We start from the raw sequence: 20,225 nt of genomic DNA on the forward strand, positions 1-20,225 counted from the left end.
ATCAGTTTGACATTTCTTGAAAACCGCTCGAAGAGGCACGGTCCGCCAACTCACCGACGGATGTTCCCGAACAGGAGCACGTCAATACCGATACAGCCAGGGAACCGCGAATACCATGAAGCAGGCCCAGACGGCATAGCAGGAGAGATACCTGGCCATGACCGTCTCGACTTCACTGATGGTCCCCTTTCCCCGCCAGTGACGGAAATAACCACGGCACAGAAACGCCAAATTGAAAAACACCAGCAGATTGGAACCCAGGATGGTCAACCGATTGGCGGTCAAGCCCTCGTCATACTCGAAAATCCGCCACAATATCGCCGCGATCCCGATCAGGTCCAGAACCACAGTGGCAGCCAGCATGATGGTGACCATGATGGTCACATGCCGCTGCTCACCGTACTCGCGGCGACCCGCCATGATGTAGACCACGGTCCCCAGCACGCACAGCAGGAGCACATTGTACAACAGCAAAGTATCCCGGTCATCGAACAACTCCCGGAGATTCATGGCCATGGCGACCATGTAGCTGATGATGAGCAGCAGAAGAAGAGGCGAAAAAATTCGAGCCAGGAGCGGGGTCAGCCGCCGCGCGGCGGAATAGGTGTCTGTGGCCCAGGCGGCAACCATGGGAATGGCCGCGACCCCGTATATCGCCACGTACTCCCCGACCCAATCCGTGGGGAGCCCCAGGAAGGAAAACAGGCCGAAGGCCAACAGGAGCAATATGCCGCCCCCCAGAAGGAACAGTCCGGCATGAATTACCAGTTCCCCGAAGAATGCGAGGTACTTCAACCGCTCATCCGGACTCCGCCAATCAGTCCCCATGCGCGCCACGCCATACAGGCACCAAAGGAAACACGGCATGAAGAGACAGGAGAGCGCAAAGGTATTGTCCCATGATTCGGGCAGCACGGTAATATAGATGGCCGCCGCACCCGTGATCGACAGGACCAGAGTCGAAAACCTCCACCCCGCCCCTTTCAGGTACAACGTGAAGCAAAGCATGGAAAAGAACGGAATGAAATCGGCATACCGAGACATGAAGAACGAGAACGAAACAGGGGTCCAGGCAGGTATCTTGAGCAGGCTCCCGGCAAGCAATCCCAATATAATCATGAGTGTCCAGCCCACTCCGCTCAGGGAGCTGCCTCTCCCCTGATCAAAAGAGAGCCGGGCATGCCACGCCCTGAGCAGGACGGACTCGGGATAAACGGCAAGGACCCCCTGATAGGCGTTTGAAAACGCCCGGGAGTCCTTGCGGTACAATCGTTCCAACCCTTCCGGGTCGTCAATCAATTTTTCTATGTCTTTTCGGATCATTCATATCCATTACACAAACGCCAACTCCCCGTCCACTTCATCCACAGTCACCTTGGAACCGTCGGCCAGTTCGCCGCCGATGAGCAGCTTGGCCAACGGTGTCTCCAGGTGGGCCTGGAGGTAGCGGTGCAGGGGACGCGCGCCGAAGCTCGGGTCGTAGGCGGACTCGGCGATGAACCCCTTGGCCGCGTCGGTGAGCTCCAGCTCGATCTTGCGTTCGCTGAGCCTGTCGCGCAGCCCGGCCACCAGCAGATCGATGATCTTGACCAACTGCGCGGAGGTAAGCGGCCTGAAGAGCACGGTCTCGTCCACGCGGTTGAGGAACTCGGGCCTGAAGTGGCGGCGCAGGACCTCCATGACCTGACCCTCCACGCCCTCGCGGAATTCGCCCTGGGGGTCGATGCCGTCGAGCATGTACTCGGCCCCGAGGTTGCTGGTCATGATCACGATGGTGTTCTTGAAGTCCACGGTGCGTCCGTGGGAGTCAGTCAGCCTGCCGTCGTCGAGAATCTGCAGCAGGACGTTGAACACATCGTGGTGCGCCTTCTCGATCTCGTCGAACAGGATGACCGAGTACGGCTTGCGGCGCACGGCCTCGGTCAGTTGGCCGCCTTCGTCGTACCCCACGTAGCCGGGAGGCGCTCCGATGAGCCGGGCCACGGTGTGCTTTTCCATGTACTCGGACATGTCGATGCGCACCATGTTGTCCTCGGTATCAAAGAGCGAGGCGGCCAGGGTCTTGCAGAGTTCGGTCTTGCCCACGCCGGTGGGGCCCAGGAAAATGAACGAACCGATGGGCCTCGACGGATTCTTGAGCCCGGCCCGCGCGCGGAGCACAGCGTCGGCAACGGCCTGAACCGCCTGGTCCTGACCGATGACCCGCTCGTGCAGCACGTCAGCCAGTCGGAGCAGCTTCTCCCGTTCGCCCTCCATAAGCTTGGAGACCGGGATGCCTGTCCAGCGGGCGATGACCTGGGCCACGTCGTCGGGGCCGACCTCCTCCTTGACCATGCGCGGGGTCTCCCCCGCCTCCAGGGCCTCGTTGCGGTCGTTGAGTTCCTTTTCAAGCGAGCCGAGCTTGCCGTACTCCAGCTCGGCGGCACGGTTGTAATCGTGGACGCGCTTGGCTTCCTCGATCTCCCGGCGGGTGGATTCGATATCCTCCTTGAGGGAGCGAAGCCGCTCGATGCCGGACTTCTCGTTCTCCCACTGGGCCAACAGGGCCGCCTGTCGTTCCTTGAGATCAACCAGGTCCTTTTCGAGCTTCTTCAGCCGGTCCTTGGATGCGGCGTCGGTCTCCCGCTTGAGGGCCTCGCGCTCGATCTCGAGCTGCATGATATGCCGGTTGGCCTTGTCCAGCTCATAGGGCTGGGAATCGATCTCGGTGCGGATCAGGGCTGCGGCCTCGTCGATGAGGTCGATGGCCTTGTCCGGGAGCTGCCGGTCGGTGATGTAGCGGTGCGAAAGCACGGCGGCCTCGACCACCGCGCCGTCAGAGATACGCACGCCGTGGTGGACCTCGAACCGCTCGCGCAGGCCGCGCAGGATTGAGATGGTGTCCTCCACGCTCGGCTCTTCCACGGTCACGGTCTGGAAACGACGCTCCAGGGCCGGGTCCTTCTCAATGTACTTGCGGTACTCGTCCGTGGTGGTCGCGCCGATGCAGTGCAACTCGCCACGGGCCAGCATGGGCTTGAGCAGGTTACCCGCGTCCATGGCCCCGTCGGTCTTGCCCGCGCCCACGATGGTGTGGATCTCGTCGATGAACATGATGATCTGTCCGGCGGACTCGGCCACTTCCTTGAGCACGGCCTTGAGACGTTCCTCGAACTCGCCGCGGTACTTGGCCCCGGCGATGAGCGAGCCCATGTCCAGGGAGAAGACGGTCTTTTCCTTGAGCCCCTCGGGTACATCCTGTGCCACGATGCGCTGGGCGAGCCCCTCGGCGATGGCGGTCTTGCCGACGCCGGCCTCACCAATGAGCACCGGGTTGTTCTTTGTCCTTCTGGACAGGATGCGGATGACGCGGCGGATCTCCCCGTCCCGGCCGATGACCGGATCGAGCTTGCCCGAGCGCGCCTCCTCCACCAGATCGCGGCCGTATTTCTTGAGCGAATCATAGGTGGCCTCGGGGTTGTCCGAGGTCACGCGCTGCTTGCCGCGCACTTCCGTCAGGGCCTGGAGGACCTTGTCCTTGTCCAGGCCGAACTGCTTGTTGACGCGGCCCACCCCGGTGGAGGCAGGTTCCTCCATCAGGCTGAGAAAGATGTGCTCCACCGAGACGAACTCGTCCTTCATGCGCTTGGCCTTGTCGTCGGCCGAGACGAGCACCTTCTGGAGCCGCTGAGTAACCATGATCTGGTCAGGCCTCGCGCCGGGTCCGGAGACGCTCGGCAGCTTGGCTATCTCCGCGTCCACGGCCCCAAGGTAGGTGTCGGTGGGCACGCCGAGCTTGCGCAGGATCTGGGGCACCAGCCCCTGTTCCTGCGCCACCAGGGCGCGCAACAGGTGTTCGCAATCTATCTGCTGGTGCCCGCTCCGAATAGCTAAATTCTGTGCCTCGGAAACGGCATCCTGCGTTTTTTTAGTGAAAGTATTCGGATCCATAATGAACCTCCTCAAGCGATGTAATTTATTTATATAAGGCGCTTAAGTTCTTCTACTTCCTTCTCCAGTTCCTCTATCCTGTCCAGCAGGTCCACCACGATGGAACCGCTGTCGAAAGACATGTCCAGATCATGGACGAGCCGCATGAGCTTGTGGATGCGGTAAACGTCGCGCAGCCGGAAAAGGTATTCCTCGGCGCCGGTCTTCTTCGGAGTGATCCACCCAAGCTCGATGAGCTCGGCCACGTCGGCGGGCCGGATGGCAGTCAACTCCACCAACTGGGCCCAGGCCACATATTCGCTCCGCTCCGGCAGGTTGAGGCCGGGGAGCCGCATCATCATCTGCTTCAAACGTTTGGTGGTCATGGCTGGCTAGAACTCCCTCGGCTTGAAATTGGACTGGTCGCGCAACTTTTCCCACAACTCGCGCTCGTCTGCGCTGAGGATGTCGGGCACCTGAATCATGATCCGCACGTACTGGTCGCCGCGCCGGGCACCGCTGCCCAGCCCCTTGCCCTTGACGCGGAGCTTCTTGCCCGAGCCGATGCCCGGAGGAATCTTCATCTCCACGGCTCCGTCCAGGGTGGGAATCCGCACGGAGGCGCCGAGGGCGGCCTCCCACGGAGCCAGCTTCAGGTCGAGGATAACGTCGTTGTCATTGACCTTGAACATGGGGTGCGGCATCAGCTTGATCTTGAGATACAGATCTCCCTTGGGCCCGCCGGCCATGCCGGGGTTGCCCTGTCCGGCCAGACGGATTTTCTGTCCGTCCTTGATGCCCGCAGGCACATTGACCTCCAGGGTCTTGGTGTGCATGCGAGGGATGCCGTCCGGACCGGCCACCTGCTCCTGCAGGGTGATGGACTTGCTTCCGCCCCGGTAGGCCTCGTCCAGGGTCAGCTCGTACGTGGCCTCGGAATCAGAGCCGCGCCTGGGGCGCTGCTGGTAACCGCCGCCACCGAAGCCGCCCTGCGAAAAACCTCCCTGGGAAAAGCCGCCGCGGAACGAACCGCCTCCGCCACCACCGAAGATGGTCTCGAAGAAATCGGAGAACCCCGCTCCACCGCCCGGGAAACCGCCTCCACCGAAGTGGACGTTCTCGTAGCCCGGCGGGGGCTGGAAGTTCTGCCCGTGCTCCCAGTCGGAACCGAACTGGTCGTAGAGCTTGCGCTTCTTCTCGTCTTTGAGAACCTCGTAGGCCTCGTTGATCTCCTTGAACTTTGCCTCGGCCGACGCATCATTGGGATTGAGATCGGGATGGTACTTCCGGGCCAGCTTCTTGAAGGCCTTGGCAATCTCATCCCTGGATGCGGACCGGGAAACGCCCAGCAGCTTGTAGTAGTCTTTGTATTCCATTGATTACGCGTTCCTTTCTCTCTAACGAAATCGATTGTCGCTTCAGGTTTTAATGGTAATATGCCAAGATCAGGTGTCAAGATGGAAAACGGAAAAAGAAGGATATTTTTCCACAGTTTTTCCACAACCCTTCCATGCGAGGAGACACGCAATGAGACATACCACACGCGCGGTCCTTTGTCTGATAACCATTTGCCTGGCCGGCGCAAGCGTCGCCTGGACCCCATGGGGAGCCATCTACGAGTCGGCTCGGGACGAACGGAGCGTCTCGCAACAGGCGGACGACAAACGGATATCCCTGGACATCAAGAGCCAGCTGGCGGACAGGGACGGGAAAAAGGCGCTCAAGGTGCACGTCTATTGTTTCATGGGCAGGGTCTACCTGGTCGGTGCCATCGATGACACCGACTTTCGCAAATTCGCGGTCAAGACCGCCAAGTCGATCAAGGGAAACAAGGGAGTGACAACGCACTTCGTCAAGGAGACGGACACCACCGCGGACGACCTGGAAGTCGCCGCCTCTGTCCGGGCCGCGCTCATCGCCGAGGGCGACCTGAGCGCCACCCAGATCGAAACCGAGACGATGAACGGCGAAGTCGTCATGGTCGGCATGGTGCGCTCCAAGGCCGACGCCAAGCTGGCGATCAAGGTTGCAAAGGGAGTGGAGGGGGTCCGGAAGGTGACGTCCTACCTGATCCCGCCGAAGTAGCTCAGAGCCCCACGGCCAGGGGGAACGCCTCACCCGGTTCGCATTGACCGTTCTTCAGGGCGCGGACAAGGTCGCTCGACGACGTCACGGGGACGGTGAACCGGGTGGGAAAACACCCCAGTTCGTGAATGCAGTGGGCATCGGAACCGGCAACCCGGGGCAAGCCGTTTATGGCCGCGTGCTTCTCGGCGAGCCGGTCATCGCGCAGGCTGTTTCGCCCGTTGCGCACCTCTATGGCGGCTACATTTTCACAGGTCACGCAAGCGATGTCCGAAGGCCTCCAGGCCCGGAACGGATGGGCGGCCACCACAGCGCAATCACGCTCCTTAATGGCGGAGAACAGCCCGTAGGCATCCATGCCGGAGGGAAGGGAACGAACATCACCATAAACGAGATAGTCGCCCTGCGGTGTGGAATATTCCATTCCGACAAGGAGGAGCAGCCCGTCGGGCTGGAAACCTTCCTCGATTTGTGCCAGAACGGCAAGAGAATCGTGATCGGTCACACAGACTCCGTCCAAGCCCATGGAGCGGGCTTCGGCGAGAATCTCGGCAACCGACATGCAGCTGCATGGCGAGTTGTCGGAATGAACATGCAGATCGATAAGCATGGAACAATCATAGCTCTCGATCCGACATAAGAGCAACGCGATAATATTTATGAATTCAATTTCAATAATCGACATAGTCTATACTGAATCCGGAGATTAATGTGCCGAAAACCTGCGTACTCGTACTCCTCGACGGTCTGGGCGACAGGGCCCACGGAATGCTCAACAACAGGACTCCGCTCCAGGCGGCGGAAACGCCCTACCTGGACAAGCTCGCTGCCATGGGCTCAACCGGCCTTTTCCACGCCGCAAAACTCGGCCAGCCTCTGCCCAGTGAGAACGCCCACTTCGCCATGTTCGGTTCGCCCAGGCACGAGTTCCCCGGACGGGGCCCGCTGGAGGCTCTGGGCGCGGATGTGGACTTCGGCGAGAACGACATCGCCATGCTCGCCCATTTTACCTCGGTGCTGTTGACTCTGGAAAACCAGATGGTCCTCAAGTACGACCGCATCTGCGGCACGCCCGAGGAGATCGACGCGCTGCATGCCGCCGTGGACAACTATGAAAAGGACGGCATCACCATCAGGCTGCACAAGACCGGGGGCATGTTCTCGGTCCTGACCATGTCCGGCGACGTGTCACCATACATCACCGACTCCAACCCCATGGTCAACGGCCGGTTCATCTCCGCCATCCGCCCTCTGGAAGCCTACCGGGACGACCCTGCGGCGGTCCGCACGGCGAACGTGCTGGCAGACTACCTGCGCTGGGCCTATCACCGCCTCAGCGCGGTCAAGGAGAACGAACTGCGCGTCCGCCAGACCCTGCCGCCCATCAACGGTCTGGTCACCCAGCGTGCCGGGCAACTCTGCCCGAGGGTATCCATGCGCAACCGCTACGGGCTCAACGGCCTCTCCATTGCAAGCGGACACATGTACCGCGGGCTCGCCCGCTTCCTGGGCATGGAGTTCCACATGGTGCGCGACTCCCGGGACCAGGAACGCGACCTGGCGGAACGCATCGACGTGGCCGGGGCCATGATCTCCAAATACGATTTCATCCATGTCCACACCAAGGCCCCGGACCAGGCCGCGCACACCAAGTCGCCCAAGGCCAAGGTCAAGACCATCGAGGCTTTGGACCGTGGCCTGGCCGCGTCCCTGGACCCGCTCCTGCACAATGACGACGTGCTGGTGGTGGTCACGGCCGACCACTCCACCCCAAGCGCCGGACCCATGGTGCACTCCGGTGAACCCGTGCCGGTCATGTTCATCGGCGACGGCGTACGCAGGGACGAAGTCGCCCGCTTCGACGAAATCGCCACGGCCGGAGGTGCGCTCTCCTGCCTTCGAGGCGAGGAGATGATGTTCATGATCCTCAACTATCTCGACAAGGCCCGCCTAAGAGGCATCCACGACTCCGCCGCCCCCCAGGAATTCTGGCCCGGCGACTACGATCCGCTGATCGTGGGGGAACCGGAGGGGGAATGAGCAGACACCCCCTCGGGCTCATTCACGGACGCTTCCAGGTCCTGCACAACGACCATCTGGTCTACCTGCTGGCGGGCAAGGCCCTCTGCGACCATCTCATTGTGGGCGTCACCAACCCCACGCCCGAGGAAAGCGCCGAGGAAGCGGCCAATCCGGCGCGTTCCGCACCGGAGAACAACCCGCTGTCCTACGAGGAACGCGAAAGCCTTATCCGGGCCGCCTTCAAGGAGAAAGGCATCCCGGAAGGCAGCTATGAAGTGATCCCCTTCCCCATCTGCAAGCCTGAGAAAATCAGGGAGATAGCGCCTGCGGAAGCGGTATACTACCTGACCATCTATGATGCCTGGGGGCACGAGAAGAGAAAACGGCTCGAAGGCCTCGGCCTGCGGACCCACGTCATGTGGGAGCGCCCGCAAGAACATAAGGGCATCTCCGCCACCGACGTCCGCCGCGCCATGCGTACGGGCGGCGAGTGGCGCCACATGGTGCCGCCCGCCGTGGCCGCGCTCCTCGACGAATGGAACATTCAGGAAAGGCTGGCAGGCTCTTCCGGGTCGTAATCCCTGGTTTCGCGGTTGTAGCAGTAGCGGCAGTGTCCTGGCCGCCGAAACCAATGTATGAGCGCTGCCCCTGCGGCGAAACCGCCCACGTGCGCCCACCACGCCACCCCGCTGGCCGCCTGTCCATGGGCTATGATCCCGGACGCAATCTGCGTCAGAAACCAAATTCCGAGAAAGACACCTGCTGGTATGCGCAATATGAGCGGGAAGATGAAGACCGGGATCAGGGTGAGCACCCGCCCGTGCGGGTAGAGCACCACGTATGCGCCCATGACCCCGGCAATGGCTCCCGAGGCACCGATGATGGGAATGGGAGAAGCGCGGTCGAACACCATGTGCAACGCCACGGCTGCCAGGCCGCAGATGAGATAGAAGGCCATGAACTGCCCGTGCCCGGTCACGTCTTCGATGTTGTCCCCGAAGATCCAGAGCATCCACATGTTCAGGATAAGGTGCAGCCACCCGCTGTGCAGGAACATGTAGGTCACGAACGGCCAGCCCAGAGTGTCGGGATACCCGGCCCGGGCGGCCCACTCCGGTTCGAAGAACCGGGCCGGAACCACGCCGAAAAGGTGGACAAGATAGGTCAGCCCGCCCCGGTCCAGGCTGTGGGTATAAAGAAAGACCAGCACGTTGAGCCCAATGATGATCCCGACCATGATCGGCGGGGTCACGCGCGGGACATTATCGCGCAGGGGGATCACGCTCCGCCCTCCTCCGTGCCGGGTTCCCCGGCCAACTCATCAGCCAACTGCACTGCCAATCGGGGCCACAGGGCTTCAAGCCAGGACTCGAAGGCTCCGTTCCGCTCCGCGAAACGCTTTTCGGCCCAATGCCGCAATCGACTCGCCTCCTGCTCCAGCTCCGCGAGCCCCGCGCAGTTGTCCAGGACGATGTCACAGGCGGCCAGCTTGTCGCCTTCCGGCCATTGCCAGGAGTCGAATACAGCCAGCGTTTCCTCATCCAGGCCGCGTATCCGTCGCAATTCGCCGGTGCGCTTCTCCGCCGGGCAACTGACACCGGCAACGGCGTCCACCATACCCGACTCGTGCCAGCCCCCTTCCAGCAGCAGCGGGATTTCGGCATAGGCCGCTTCCGCGTCCCGGTTGGCCTTGAAAAACAGCTCGCACTCATGGCGCACCATGGGATGGACCATCTCCATAATCTCGCGACGCAGAACATCCGAGGCGCGCATGGCCTCAAACAACGCCGTTTTGTCCACGCTCCCGTCCTCTCTGGAATACTCGCCGCCGAACCGCTTGGCGATAAGAGACGCACCGTCGCCGCCCGGGCCGTACAGAGAGGCCACGGACTCGTCGGCGCTGAAAACCGGCTCGTTTTCCCGGCGCAAGGCCGAAGCCAGTGCGGACTTGCCCGAGCCGGGCATGCCCACGATGCCCACGCGCAGGCACTCCCGCTGCAATCCTGCGAGCAGCGAGAGGAAGTCGTCGGGCGGGGTGCGCCAGAGGGTAATCACCTCACCCGAAGCAGGGTGGGTGAAGGAAAGATAAAAGGCGTGCAGCATCTGCCGAGGGGCCAGTCCGGCCAGCCGGTCCTCCCGCCGACTCCACTCGGCGTTCTCTCGCGGACCATAGACCGCGTCCCCCAGCAGCGGATGGCCGATATGGGCCATGTGCACGCGAATCTGGTGGGTCCGGCCGGTGTGGATGCGCACGGCAACCAGGCTGGCCAGTCCGCGCGGGCCGGTCCAGAGCACGCGGTAGTCGCTGCGCGCTTCGCGCCCGCCCTTGTGCACGGCCATGCGCGTTTTGTGGGAGGGATGCCGCCCGATGGGCGCGTCAATGCTCCCTTCGCCCCGCTCCGGCTTGCCGTGAACGATGGCCAGGTAGACCTTGCGCACCCGCCTCCCGGCGAAGTCCGAAGACAGGGCCAGCCGATCCGCCTCGGTGCGCGCGGCCACGATGAGGCCGGAAGTGTCCTTGTCCAGCCGGTGCACGATGCCGGGCCGCTGCCCGTCCATGCCGGAGCGCTCCGCAGCCATGTCGGGACAGCGGTGCAAGAGATGATTCACCAGGGTCGGCCCAGGCTCTCCCGGCGCGGGGTGAGTGGTCAATCCGGCGGCCTTGTCCACTACCACCACATGTTCGTCCTCGAACACCACGTCAAGGTCGCCGGACACAGGCTGGGCAGCGTCCTCGCCGGGGGCCGCATCACCAGCGCCGAGGGCCAGGCTCTCGCCGCCTGAAAGCTTGTGCTTGCCCTTGTCCACGATCTCGCCGTCGACCAGAGCCAGGCCGGACTCGATCCACTGCTTTATGCGTCCGCGCGAAACGCCCTCGTCAGCCAGCTCCCGAGCCCAGAACTTGTCCAGGCGGACGCCCCGGTCCGACAACTCGGCATCCCGCTCCCAATGATCCGTTTTTTTCTCTTCCGTCATGGGCCGGAGGATATACCGGGAATCATTGGAAAGTAAATTTTAATCTAGGCTGGCCTTATACCGGGTGGGGAAATTGTCCCTTGACCCACTGCGCCCATCAGAATAAAAAAAGGAAGTTTTGCGCAATTGAAACATTTCAGAAAATTATTCGACAACCACACCTTCAAGGAGGCTGCCCGTGGCATTGCACCTGGTAGATCACCCGCTTATCCGACACAAAGTCGGCATCCTGCGAAAGCACGACATCTCAACCAGCCGGTTTCGTCAACTGGCCAACGAGATTACCCGCCTGCTGACCTACGAGGCGACAAAGGATTTCGAGACCGAAAAGATCACAATCCAGGGCTGGGCAGGCGACGTCGAGGTCGACTGCATCAAGGGCAAGAAGGTCACTGTGGTTCCCATCCTGCGCGCAGGCCTGGGCATGATGGACGGCGTGTTCGACATGATCCCGGGAGCCAAGGCCTCCGTGGTCGGTTTCTACCGCGACGAAGAGACCCTCCAGCCGGTCCAGTACTACGTCAAGCTGGCCAGCCAGATGAGCGAGCGCACCGCCCTCATCCTCGACCCGATGCTGGCCACCGGCGGCACCCTGGACGCCACCATCAAGCTGCTCAAGGATTCCGGCTGCACCTCCATCAAGGGATTGTTCCTGTGCGCCGCCCCCGAGGGCATAGACCGCATACTGGGGGCCCACCCCGACGTGGACATCTATGTCGCTTCGGTGGACGAGAGGCTCAACGACATCGGCTACATCATCCCCGGTCTCGGCGACGCGGGGGACAAGATATTCGGCACCAAATAGGTACCAAGGCACGCTCGACAGCGTGCCTTTTTTTGGGACATTTTCATATTGACGAGGCGCGCGTCCGGTGGGGGCATTGGGACGCGGCTGCCTGAAACACGAGAGGAGTTTGGTAAATCATGAGTGACGTTCATTCCACCGAGTACAGTTTCAAACCGAAGGATGCGCTACTGGGGGCGCAGATGCTCTTCGTCGCCTTCGGCGCGCTGGTCCTGGTCCCGCTGCTGACCGGCCTTGATGCCAACGTGGCGCTGTTCACCGCAGGCGCGGGCACCCTGGTTTTCCAGGTCGTCACCAGAGGCAGGGTCCCGGTATTCCTGGCCTCGTCCTTTGCCTTCATCGCGCCCATCATCTACGGCGTGCAGACCTGGGGAATTCCCTCCACCATGTGCGGCCTGTTCGCGGCGGGCGTCCTCTACGTGATCATCTCCACCCTCATCCGCATCTTCGGCGTCGGCATGCTCCGCCGGGTGCTGCCGCCCGTGGTCACCGGCCCGGTGATCATGGTCATCGGTCTGATCCTGGCCCCCGTGGCCGTTCACATGGCCCTGGGCCGCACGGGTGACGGCTCGGCCTGGCTCGTGCCCAACACCACTGCCATGATCATTGCGGGCGTGGCCCTGATCACCACCATCTTCGCCTCGCTGCTGGGCAAGGGCTGGATCAAGCTCATTCCCATCCTGCTCGGCATCCTCGCGGGCTACGCGACCTCGCTCATCCTGGACGCCACCGGTTTCACCGCCGCCACTCAGGCCGCATTCGATCCCGGTCAGCTCCAGAACTGGACCGGCCCGACCCTGGTCAACTTCGGCAAGATCGCCGAAGCACCGCTCCTGGCCGTCCCCAATTTCACCTTCCCCACCTGGAACCTCGAAGCCGTCCTGTTCATCGTGCCGGTCGCCATCGCTCCGGCCATTGAGCACTTCGGCGACATCCTGGCCATCAGCGGCATCGCAGGCAAGGACTACGTCAAGGATCCCGGCATCCAGAACACCATGCTCGGCGACGGCCTGGCCACTTCCTTGGCCGCAGTCCTGGGCGGACCGCCCAACACCACCTACTCCGAAGTTTCCGGCGCAGTGGCCCTGACCCGCGCCTTCAACCCCGGCATCATGACCTGGGCTTCCATCACCGCCATTGTCCTCGCCTTCGTGGGCAAGCTCGGCGCGGTGCTGAACACCATCCCTGTCCCGGTCATGGGCGGCATCATGATCCTGCTCTTCGGCGCCATCACCGTCATCGGCATCAACACCCTGGTCCGTGCCGGCAACGACCTCATGCTGCCTCGTAACATGGCCATCGTGGCCGTCATCCTGGTCTTCGGCATAGGCGGCATGTCCTTCGACCTGGTCATCGTCAAGCTCGGCGGCATCGGCCTGGCAGGCATCGTGGGCGTGCTGCTCAACCTGATCCTGCCCTGCAAGGACTGCAACGACCCGCTGCCCGACGAGATCAAGGGCACCGACCCCGATCACCACACCGACCTGTAAGGGATACGCAATAAAAAAAGCGCCCTGGCCGATGCATCGGCCAGGGCGCTTTTTTTATTGTCTCCCCCGCCGCCCCCATCCCCTCTCACCCTTCTATACTTTTTGCCGCCGCTTCCCAGGGATGCCGTTACTGAAAAGCGGCTTGATTCAAACGAAAATCTTTCCAAACTCGAGTTGACTACGGGGGATGCCGCTATCTTTGCGCTCGACCCAACCGGCTGAAACCGTTACGGTGCCTCCATGAAACGCGACACCGTGACCGGATTGATTTTGACGTACCAGGGCGAACGTCTGCTGGAGAAATGTCTCGCCTCCCTCGACTTCTGCGACGAAATCCTTGTGGTGGATTCCGAGTCCACCGACAAGACCCGCGAAATAGCCGAGCGATTCGGCGCGCGCGTCATCGTCAACCCGTGGCCCGGACCGGTGAAGCAGTTTCAGCTCGCCCTGGCCGAAATCAAAACGGACTGGGTTATTTCCCTGGACCAGGATGAATTCCTCTCGGACGAACTTCGGGACAACATCACGGCCAAACTGGAGACGAACGAGCCGGTGGCAGGCTACTACACGCCGCGCAGCTCCTACTACTACAACCGGTTCATGAAGCACTCCGGATGGTATCCGGACTATCTCTTTCGCTTCTTCCGCGCCGGAAAGATGCAGGTCACAGCCTCGGGCGCGCACTACCATTTCGAACCGCTGGGCGACACGGCGAAACTCTCCGGCGACATCCTCCACTACCCGTACGAATCCTTCCAGCAGCACATGGAAAAGATAAACTACTACGCGGAGGAAGGGGCCAAGTCACTGCGCGAAAAAGGACGCAGGGGCGGCCTGTGGCGCGCCCTGCTCCATGCCGTGGGCCGTTTCTTCAAGCTGTACCTCCTCAAGGCGGGCTTCCTTGACGGCAAGGCAGGGTTCTACAACGCCATGGCCGGATTTTACTACACCTTCCAGAAATACATCCGGGTCGAAGAAAACGGCAAATGGGGCTAGCCCCGAATTTCACTCCCCGGCATTTCCCGCCCGCTTTCCTCCTCCTGCTTGCGATGAGAGCAGGTATCTTTTTTTTTAAAACCAGTTCCGCTGCCATGAACTTTCTGATATTGACTCTCACATCGGCATGTAATCAACCCGCGAGGAGGAAAAATGAACATCGATCCCCAAACCATTCAGCAACTTGTAGAAAAAGGAATCTCGCTCGTATCAATTCACGGGCTGAACATACTCATAGCCCTTTTTATTTTCGTCATCGGACGCTGGATCGCCAAGAGCCTGGCCCGGCTGACCAGGAAAGTTCTGATCAAGGGCCGCGTGGAGGAAACCCTCGCGACCTTCCTGCGCAACATAGTCTATTACGCACTCCTGGCGGCGGTGATCATCGCCGCGCTCGGCCAGGCCGGGGTCAACGTCACCTCCTTCCTCGCCGTACTCGGTGCCGCAGGCTTGGCCGTCGGCCTCGCTCTCAAGGACTCCCTGTCCAACTTTGCGGCAGGCGTCATGCTCATCATGCTCAAATTCTTCAAGAAGGGTGATTACGTCACCGTGGCCGGCGAGTCCGGCACGGTCACGGCCATCAACATCTTCAACACCATCCTGGCCACCCCGGACAACAGGCAGATCATCGTGCCCAACTCTTCGGTCCTGTCCGGCACCATCGTCAACGTCACGGCCAACGACACCCGCCGCGTGGACCTGGTCATGGGCATCGGCTATGACGACGACCTGCTCAAGGCCAAAAAGCTCCTGCAACAGATCGTCACCGAGGAACCCCGCGTCCTTGCCGACCCGGCGCCGGTCGTCGAAGTGCTGGAACTGGCAGACTCCTCCGTCAACTTCGTGGTCCGCCCCTGGTGCAAGACCTCCGACTACTGGGGCGTCTACTTCGCCATCACCGAAAAGGTGAAGCTGCTCTTCGACAAGGAAGGCATCTCCATCCCCTACCCGCAGACCGACGTGCACGTTTACAACACCAACCAGTAGAACAACGCCTGTCCAAAGCGCCCTGACCGACACATCGGCCAGGGCGCTTTTTTGTTTGCCTCCGGCGGCCGGGGGAAGGGGAGAGGGAAACCCTTTGAAAAGGGTTGTCCCTCTCCCCTTCCCCCGAACCCCCTTCCCCTCTCCTTTCCTAAACTTTTTCGAGCCGCTTCGCGGAGTGGTCATCAAGTTGGCAGGCCGCTGTTGTATATTCTGTCAGGAGCATGGAAGTGGATGCCTAACAAGAAGTTTGGTTGTCACCTGTTTTCAAGGAATGGAAACCCAATCGGCATGAAGGTGCGTTGGGAGTGTGGGATGGTGAATACATGAAAAAATCCAAACCGCGCCTGAAGCTATTGCCTGGCTGGCTACCTTTGGACAAGGCGTGTCCCGCCTGCGGGGCCGGACTGCTCAACTCTCCGGAGGTCGGCACAACCAGCCAGTGCTGGCTCTGCCCGATCCGCTTCCGGTGCGAGCAGAAGTGGTTCAAGCTGGAGAAAGAAGCCACCTCGTTCGATGCGGCTCCCGAAAAGGGACGCGGGACTCTAGGCAACGGACATACACGCTAGTTCACCCTATCGAAACCGAAGGGACGCGCCCTTGCGCCCTTCCACTGCCACCGTGCTATAGTTCCAGGCGGGCTCCCACCTCTATGACCTTGTCGGACGGAATGCGGAAGAAGCCGACCGCGTCCATGGCATTGCGAGAAAGGAAAAGAAAGAGATTGGAACGCCAGCGTCCCATGGCCGGATTTTCGCCCACCGTAAGTTTCTCCCTGCCGAGGAAAAAGCTCGCCCTGTCCAGGTCGACGTCCAGCCCCTGCCCCTTGCACAGGGAAAAAATGATATCAATGTCCGGCTGTTCCATGAAGCCGAACCGAGCCACGATGCGGCAGATGCCCGAGCCGAGCCGCTCCACCTCGATTTTCTCGAAGTTCGGCACCCGGGGCACCTCCTCGGTGCGGATATGCAGGAGGAACACCTCGGCATGGAGAATCCTGTTGTGCCGCAGATTCTGAAGCAGGGCCACCGGCACGATGTCCCGGCTCCGGGTCAGAAAAAAGGCCTGCCCCTTGATACGCTCGGGCCGTTCCTCGCCGATACGCGCCAGGAAGTCATTGACGCTTGACGTCAGCTTCCGCGACTTGACCGCCAGTATCTCGCTGCCCCGCCTCCAGGTAATCATCACCGTAAAGAATGTCAGGCCAACGGCCAGGGGGAACCAGGCACCGTGAAAGATCTTGGTCATGTTGGCCGCGAAAAAGGACAGGTCCACGGCGAAAAAGAGCGACGTCAGGGTCGCGGCCGCAGCTAGCGACCAGCGCCAGTGCTGCCTGAGAATCACAAAAAACAGAGTGGTGGTTATCAGCATGGTAGCGGTGACGGCTACGCCGTATGCTGCGGCCAGCTTGCTGGACGACTGAAAGCCGAACACCAGACCGATGGTACAGGCCATCAGCAGCCAGTTCACCGGGGCGACATATATCTGCCCCCGATGGGAGACCGAGGTGTGCCTGACCCTGAGCCTCGGCAGGTACCCCAGCTGAATCGCCTGGCTCGTCAGGGAAAAGGCGCCGGTGATCACAGCCTGGGAGGCGATGATGGTGGCCATGGTGGCCAATGCGACCATGGGGATGAGCGCCCACGACGGCACGATGGCGTAAAAGGGATGGTAGGCGTCAGCCGGATGATTCAGCAGGTGCGCCCCCTGCCCGAAGTAGTTGAGGACCAGACAGGGCAGGACGAGCCCGAACCAGGTCAAACGGATGGGACGCCGTCCGAAGTGTCCCATGTCCGCATAAACCGCCTCGGCTCCGGTCGCCACCAGAAAGACCGCTCCCAGCACCACAAAGCCGTGCAGCCGGTTGTCCAGAAGAAAGGCGAGGCCGTACCATGGCGAGAAAGCCTTGATCACCTGCGGCGTGCGGAGGATCTGCGACAGCCCGAGCCCGGCAAGGGCGATCATCCACACAAGGATAACCGGGCCGAACAGCGTTCCGACCCGGGCGGTGCCGTGTTTCTGGATGAGGAACAACCCGGTCAGGATGGCCAGGGTAACGGAAATGATGTGCGGCTGGAAAGCGGGTTCGATGTGCCCCAGCCCCTCCACCGCGCTCAGCACTGAGATCGCCGGGGTGATCATGCCGTCTCCATAGAGCAGGCAGGCCGCGAACAGCCCGAGGGCCACCAGGGTCCGGCCAACGGCGCTCCGGTCCGCCCCGCCCGCTTTGACCAACGAGGTCAGTACCAGCACACCGCCTTCGCCGTGACTGTCGGCGCGGAGAATGAACAGCAGATATTTTATGGTGACGATAAGCAGCAGCGCCCAGAAGATGAGGGAGAGCACGCCGAGTACATTGGCGGGAGTCACCGCGATACCGTACTCCCCGTGAAAGCATTCCCGGAGCGCGTACAGCGGACTGGTGCCGATGTCTCCGAAGACAATGCCCAGCGCAGCCAACGACAGAGCCGCCAAGCGGCGCCCGGAAGGGTTGTCAGCAGTACTATCCATTCTTGCAGATTTACTGCCGTGGACAGAGGAAGTCAATTCAGTGCAAACAATAACCGACAGGCGACGAGCCTAAACGCCCGAGACTAAAGGGAGGCTTTCGGAAATGGCACAACGCTCCCAGCGACACGGAAGTGCCGCTACAGGGAAGGCCCCGATGCCGCAAAAACGATCAACGCCGAATGGAGGCTTTCGAGAGTGGTGCAGCCGCTAGGCGGAAGCGTTCGCGCTTCCCACAGGCGTATCCCAACACACCGAGGACAGGCTCAACGCTCCCAGCGACACGGAAGTGCCGCTACAGGGAAGACCCCGATGCCGCAAAAACGATCAACGACGAATGGTGGCTTTCGAGAGTGGTGCAGCCGCTAGGCGGAAGCGTTCGAGCTTCCCACAGGCGTATCCCAATACGCCGAGGACAAGCGCAACGCTTCCAACGACGCGGATACGCCGCTATCGGAAGCCGACGTTAGGATTACTGTGCGTCGATCCAGGCGTTGGCTTCCTTGACGTCCAGGGTGCCAACGTAGATGGCGCGACCCGAGATGGCGCCCTCCAGGCCCTTCTTGGACAGCGGATAAAGCGCCTTGATGTCGTCGAGGGTGTGCACGCCGCCTGCCGCGATGACCGGAACGGACGTCTTGCCGCACAGGGTCTCCAAACCGAGAACGTTGACGCCGGTCTGCATGCCGTCGCGGGAGATGTCGGTGTAGACGATGAAACGGATTCCGTCGGCTTCGAGGCGGGGCAGCACGTCGTCGATAGTCAACCCGGCGTCCTCGACCCAGCCCTTGGTCTTGAGCCGTCCGTCCACCGCATCCAGGGACACGCCGATGCGACCTGGCAGCGCCCGGCACAATTCCGAGAAACGGTCCGGCTCTTCGAGGGCCATGGTACCGATGATCAGACGGTGTACTCCGGCCTCAATGTAATTTTGGGCAGTCTCGATGTCGCGGATACCGCCGCCCAACTGGACCGGGATGTCGATCTCGGTGCAGATGGACTTGATCAGGTCGAAGTTCTTGGGCATGCCGGAAAAGGCGCCGTCCAGGTCCACTACATGGAGGTAGCGGGCGCCGAGTTCGGCCCAATGGCGGGCCTGGGCGACCGGATCGGTGCCGAACACGGTGACCTGGTCTTCCTTGCCCTGGGCCAGGCGGACGCATTCACCGTTCTTGATGTCTACAGCGGGGAAAAGAATCATAATCCGAGTTCCGTGAGTTTTTCTTCGATGCCGTCCGAGGCCAGACGGGTTGCGGTCACCCATTTGCCGCCACGGTCAGCGAACTTGCGGGCCGTGAACAGATTCTCCATGAGGGAGACCTGGGTTTCTTCGTAGCGGGCGCGCACCATGCGCTCCTGCTTGACGTCTATGAGGTAAAATTCAAGGGATACCGAAGCCGGGGTCTCGACCCCGTTATCGCTGCCCACGCGCTCACGCCAGTAGGTAACCTGGGGCACCAGGAGCAGGTCGACCTGCATGCACTTGCCCACGCCCAGCCAGTATTTCCAGGCCGAAACCTTGGGCAGGCCCGATTCCTCGAACACCACCACGTCCTCACACTGCTTGACTGCGGCGGGAGTGATGTAATCGAAGACTTGGTGGCGCTGCAGCGTCTCCCGCAAGATGCCATCGAGGGCGTCAAGTGTCCCGTCGGGCACCGGGTGCCCCTCTTCATCGAGGTAGCCCGCCAGGATCTGCCAGTTGTAGATGGGATTGGAGAATCCAGCCACGGCGAGCTTGCCTTCGGGACGAGGCACGGCGGCGGTGCGCTTGCTGGTTCCGCAACCGGCGGTCAGCAACAGGGAAAGAGCCAGGGCCGCAAAGGTGACTAAAGAAAACGTGCGTCGCATCAGTCGAGACTCCCTTTGGTGCTGGAGACGCCCTTGCGCCCGACTCGGACGGCCTGGCCGAGGGCGATGCCCATGGCCTTGAAGGCGGCTTCCAGAAGATGGTGGCCGTTTTGGCCGTAGGCGTAGTGAACGTGCAGGTTCATGCCCGCCTTGTAGGCAAAGGACTTGAGAAATTCGCGCCATACGTCCTTTTCACCACCGCCGATGAGGGCAGGCAGCAGGTCGTCGGCATAGACGATATAGGGACGGCCCGAAATGTCGACCACCACTTCGGCAAGAGCCTCGTCCATGGGCACCTTGGCACTGGCCACGCGGACAATGCCCTTCTTGTCGCCCAATGCCTCGCCCAGAGCCTGGCCGAGACAGAGCCCGATATCTTCAAGGGTGTGGTGGGTGTCGATCTCCAGGTCTCCCTTGCAGGTCAGGTCCAGGTCGAACCCGCCCCAGAAGGCGAACAGGGTGAGCATGTGGTCGGCGAATCCGATGCCGGTGTCCACCTTGACCTTGCCCTCCCCCTCGAGCGTGAGGGTCAGCTTGATATCCGTCTCGTTCGTAGTCCGAGCCACCGTTGCCTGGCGCACCATGGGCTCCTCCTTTGC

General features: G+C 61.4%; 19 protein-coding genes. 8 read left to right on the top strand and 11 right to left on the bottom strand.

Annotation, left to right across the window (positions count from 1 at the left end):
- Positions 1–81 precede the first annotated feature (81 nt).
- From GM415_RS16685 to GM415_RS16700, 4 genes are read right to left on the bottom strand one after another with little or no spacing between them, the layout of a single operon-like run.
- Complete coding sequence (locus tag GM415_RS16685) at positions 82–1,323, bottom strand: hypothetical protein (RefSeq protein WP_158950182.1); 1,242 nt, start codon at positions 1,321–1,323, stop codon at positions 82–84.
- A gap of 9 nt (positions 1,324–1,332) precedes the next feature.
- Positions 1,333–3,930, bottom strand: a complete 2,598-nt coding sequence (gene clpB / locus GM415_RS16690) for an ATP-dependent chaperone ClpB (RefSeq protein WP_158950184.1) — start codon at positions 3,928–3,930, stop codon at positions 1,333–1,335.
- A 29-nt stretch (positions 3,931–3,959) separates the two neighbouring features.
- The gene (locus GM415_RS16695) at positions 3,960–4,295 is read right to left on the bottom strand and encodes a chaperone modulator CbpM (protein WP_158950186.1); all 336 of its coding nucleotides are present in this window, start codon (positions 4,293–4,295) and stop codon (positions 3,960–3,962) included.
- Positions 4,296–4,301: 6 nt separating this feature from the next.
- The gene (locus GM415_RS16700; protein ID WP_158950187.1) at positions 4,302–5,285 is read right to left on the bottom strand and encodes a DnaJ C-terminal domain-containing protein; all 984 of its coding nucleotides are present in this window, start codon (positions 5,283–5,285) and stop codon (positions 4,302–4,304) included.
- Positions 5,286–5,436: 151 nt separating this feature from the next.
- Here GM415_RS16700 and GM415_RS16705 point away from each other — a divergent pair, with 151 nt between their 5' ends.
- Complete coding sequence (locus tag GM415_RS16705) at positions 5,437–5,994, top strand: BON domain-containing protein (RefSeq protein WP_158950189.1); 558 nt, start codon at positions 5,437–5,439, stop codon at positions 5,992–5,994.
- Between the two features lies 1 nt (position 5,995).
- Here GM415_RS16705 and GM415_RS16710 read toward each other — a convergent pair whose 3' ends face one another.
- A complete protein-coding gene (locus tag GM415_RS16710; protein WP_158950191.1) occupies positions 5,996–6,604 on the bottom strand; it encodes a PHP-associated domain-containing protein in 609 nt (202 codons plus the stop codon).
- Between the two features lie 101 nt (positions 6,605–6,705).
- Here GM415_RS16710 and GM415_RS16715 point away from each other — a divergent pair, with 101 nt between their 5' ends.
- Both GM415_RS16715 and GM415_RS16720 read left to right on the top strand, forming a co-directional pair.
- Positions 6,706–8,034, top strand: coding sequence for a BPG-independent phosphoglycerate mutase family protein (locus GM415_RS16715; RefSeq protein ID WP_158950193.1), 1,329 nt, complete (start codon positions 6,706–6,708; stop codon positions 8,032–8,034).
- Positions 8,031–8,594, top strand: a complete 564-nt coding sequence (locus tag GM415_RS16720; protein WP_158950195.1) for a nucleotidyl transferase family protein — start codon at positions 8,031–8,033, stop codon at positions 8,592–8,594. Before GM415_RS16715 ends, GM415_RS16720 begins: the two co-directional genes overlap by 4 nt.
- Here GM415_RS16720 and GM415_RS16725 read toward each other — a convergent pair.
- Positions 8,561–9,298 (bottom strand): rhomboid family intramembrane serine protease, encoded by a 738-nt coding sequence (locus tag GM415_RS16725; RefSeq protein WP_158950197.1) that lies wholly within the window; start codon positions 9,296–9,298, stop codon positions 8,561–8,563. The two genes, GM415_RS16720 and GM415_RS16725, sit on opposite strands and share 34 nt — an antisense overlap.
- Positions 9,295–10,992 (bottom strand): dephospho-CoA kinase, encoded by a 1,698-nt coding sequence (locus tag GM415_RS16730; RefSeq protein ID WP_158950199.1) that lies wholly within the window; start codon positions 10,990–10,992, stop codon positions 9,295–9,297. Before GM415_RS16730 ends, GM415_RS16725 begins: the two co-directional genes overlap by 4 nt.
- Before the next feature lie 178 nt (positions 10,993–11,170).
- Between GM415_RS16730 and upp the strand changes: the two genes are divergently transcribed.
- The 5 genes from upp to GM415_RS16755 all read left to right on the top strand — a co-directional run bounded on the left by upp (position 11,171) and on the right by GM415_RS16755 (position 15,836).
- The gene (gene upp, locus GM415_RS16735; RefSeq protein WP_158950201.1) at positions 11,171–11,797 is read left to right on the top strand and encodes a uracil phosphoribosyltransferase; all 627 of its coding nucleotides are present in this window, start codon (positions 11,171–11,173) and stop codon (positions 11,795–11,797) included.
- A 119-nt stretch (positions 11,798–11,916) separates the two neighbouring features.
- On the top strand, positions 11,917–13,287 hold the full coding sequence (locus GM415_RS16740) for a uracil-xanthine permease family protein (protein ID WP_158950203.1): 1,371 nt from the start codon (positions 11,917–11,919) through the stop codon (positions 13,285–13,287).
- 240 nt (positions 13,288–13,527) lie between these two features.
- Positions 13,528–14,283, top strand: coding sequence for a glycosyltransferase family 2 protein (locus GM415_RS16745; RefSeq protein ID WP_158950205.1), 756 nt, complete (start codon positions 13,528–13,530; stop codon positions 14,281–14,283).
- A 153-nt stretch (positions 14,284–14,436) separates the two neighbouring features.
- Positions 14,437–15,270, top strand: coding sequence for a mechanosensitive ion channel family protein (locus GM415_RS16750; RefSeq protein WP_158950207.1), 834 nt, complete (start codon positions 14,437–14,439; stop codon positions 15,268–15,270).
- A gap of 323 nt (positions 15,271–15,593) precedes the next feature.
- A complete protein-coding gene (locus GM415_RS16755; protein WP_158950209.1) occupies positions 15,594–15,836 on the top strand; it encodes a hypothetical protein in 243 nt (80 codons plus the stop codon).
- Between the two features lie 55 nt (positions 15,837–15,891).
- On the opposite strand, the gene GM415_RS16760 is transcribed toward GM415_RS16755, so the two are convergent.
- From GM415_RS16760 to hisB, 4 genes are all read right to left on the bottom strand, one after another.
- Positions 15,892–17,778 carry a potassium transporter Kup gene (locus GM415_RS16760; RefSeq protein WP_158950211.1) on the bottom strand — a complete coding sequence of 629 codons (1,887 nt, stop codon included), beginning with the start codon at positions 17,776–17,778 and terminating at the stop codon, positions 15,892–15,894.
- Positions 17,779–18,247: 469 nt separating this feature from the next.
- The gene (gene hisA / locus GM415_RS16765) at positions 18,248–18,976 is read right to left on the bottom strand and encodes a 1-(5-phosphoribosyl)-5-[(5-phosphoribosylamino)methylideneamino]imidazole-4-carboxamide isomerase (RefSeq protein ID WP_158950213.1); all 729 of its coding nucleotides are present in this window, start codon (positions 18,974–18,976) and stop codon (positions 18,248–18,250) included.
- The gene (locus GM415_RS16770) at positions 18,973–19,626 is read right to left on the bottom strand and encodes a hypothetical protein (protein WP_158950215.1); all 654 of its coding nucleotides are present in this window, start codon (positions 19,624–19,626) and stop codon (positions 18,973–18,975) included. Before GM415_RS16770 ends, hisA begins: the two co-directional genes overlap by 4 nt.
- Entirely contained in the window at positions 19,626–20,210 is a 585-nt protein-coding gene (gene hisB / locus GM415_RS16775) for an imidazoleglycerol-phosphate dehydratase HisB (protein ID WP_158950217.1), read from the bottom strand. Before hisB ends, GM415_RS16770 begins: the two co-directional genes overlap by 1 nt.
- Positions 20,211–20,225 lie beyond the last annotated feature (15 nt).

The sequence above is a fragment of the Pseudodesulfovibrio cashew genome (genome assembly GCF_009762795.1).
Lineage (GTDB): Bacteria > Desulfobacterota > Desulfovibrionia > Desulfovibrionales > Desulfovibrionaceae > Pseudodesulfovibrio > Pseudodesulfovibrio cashew.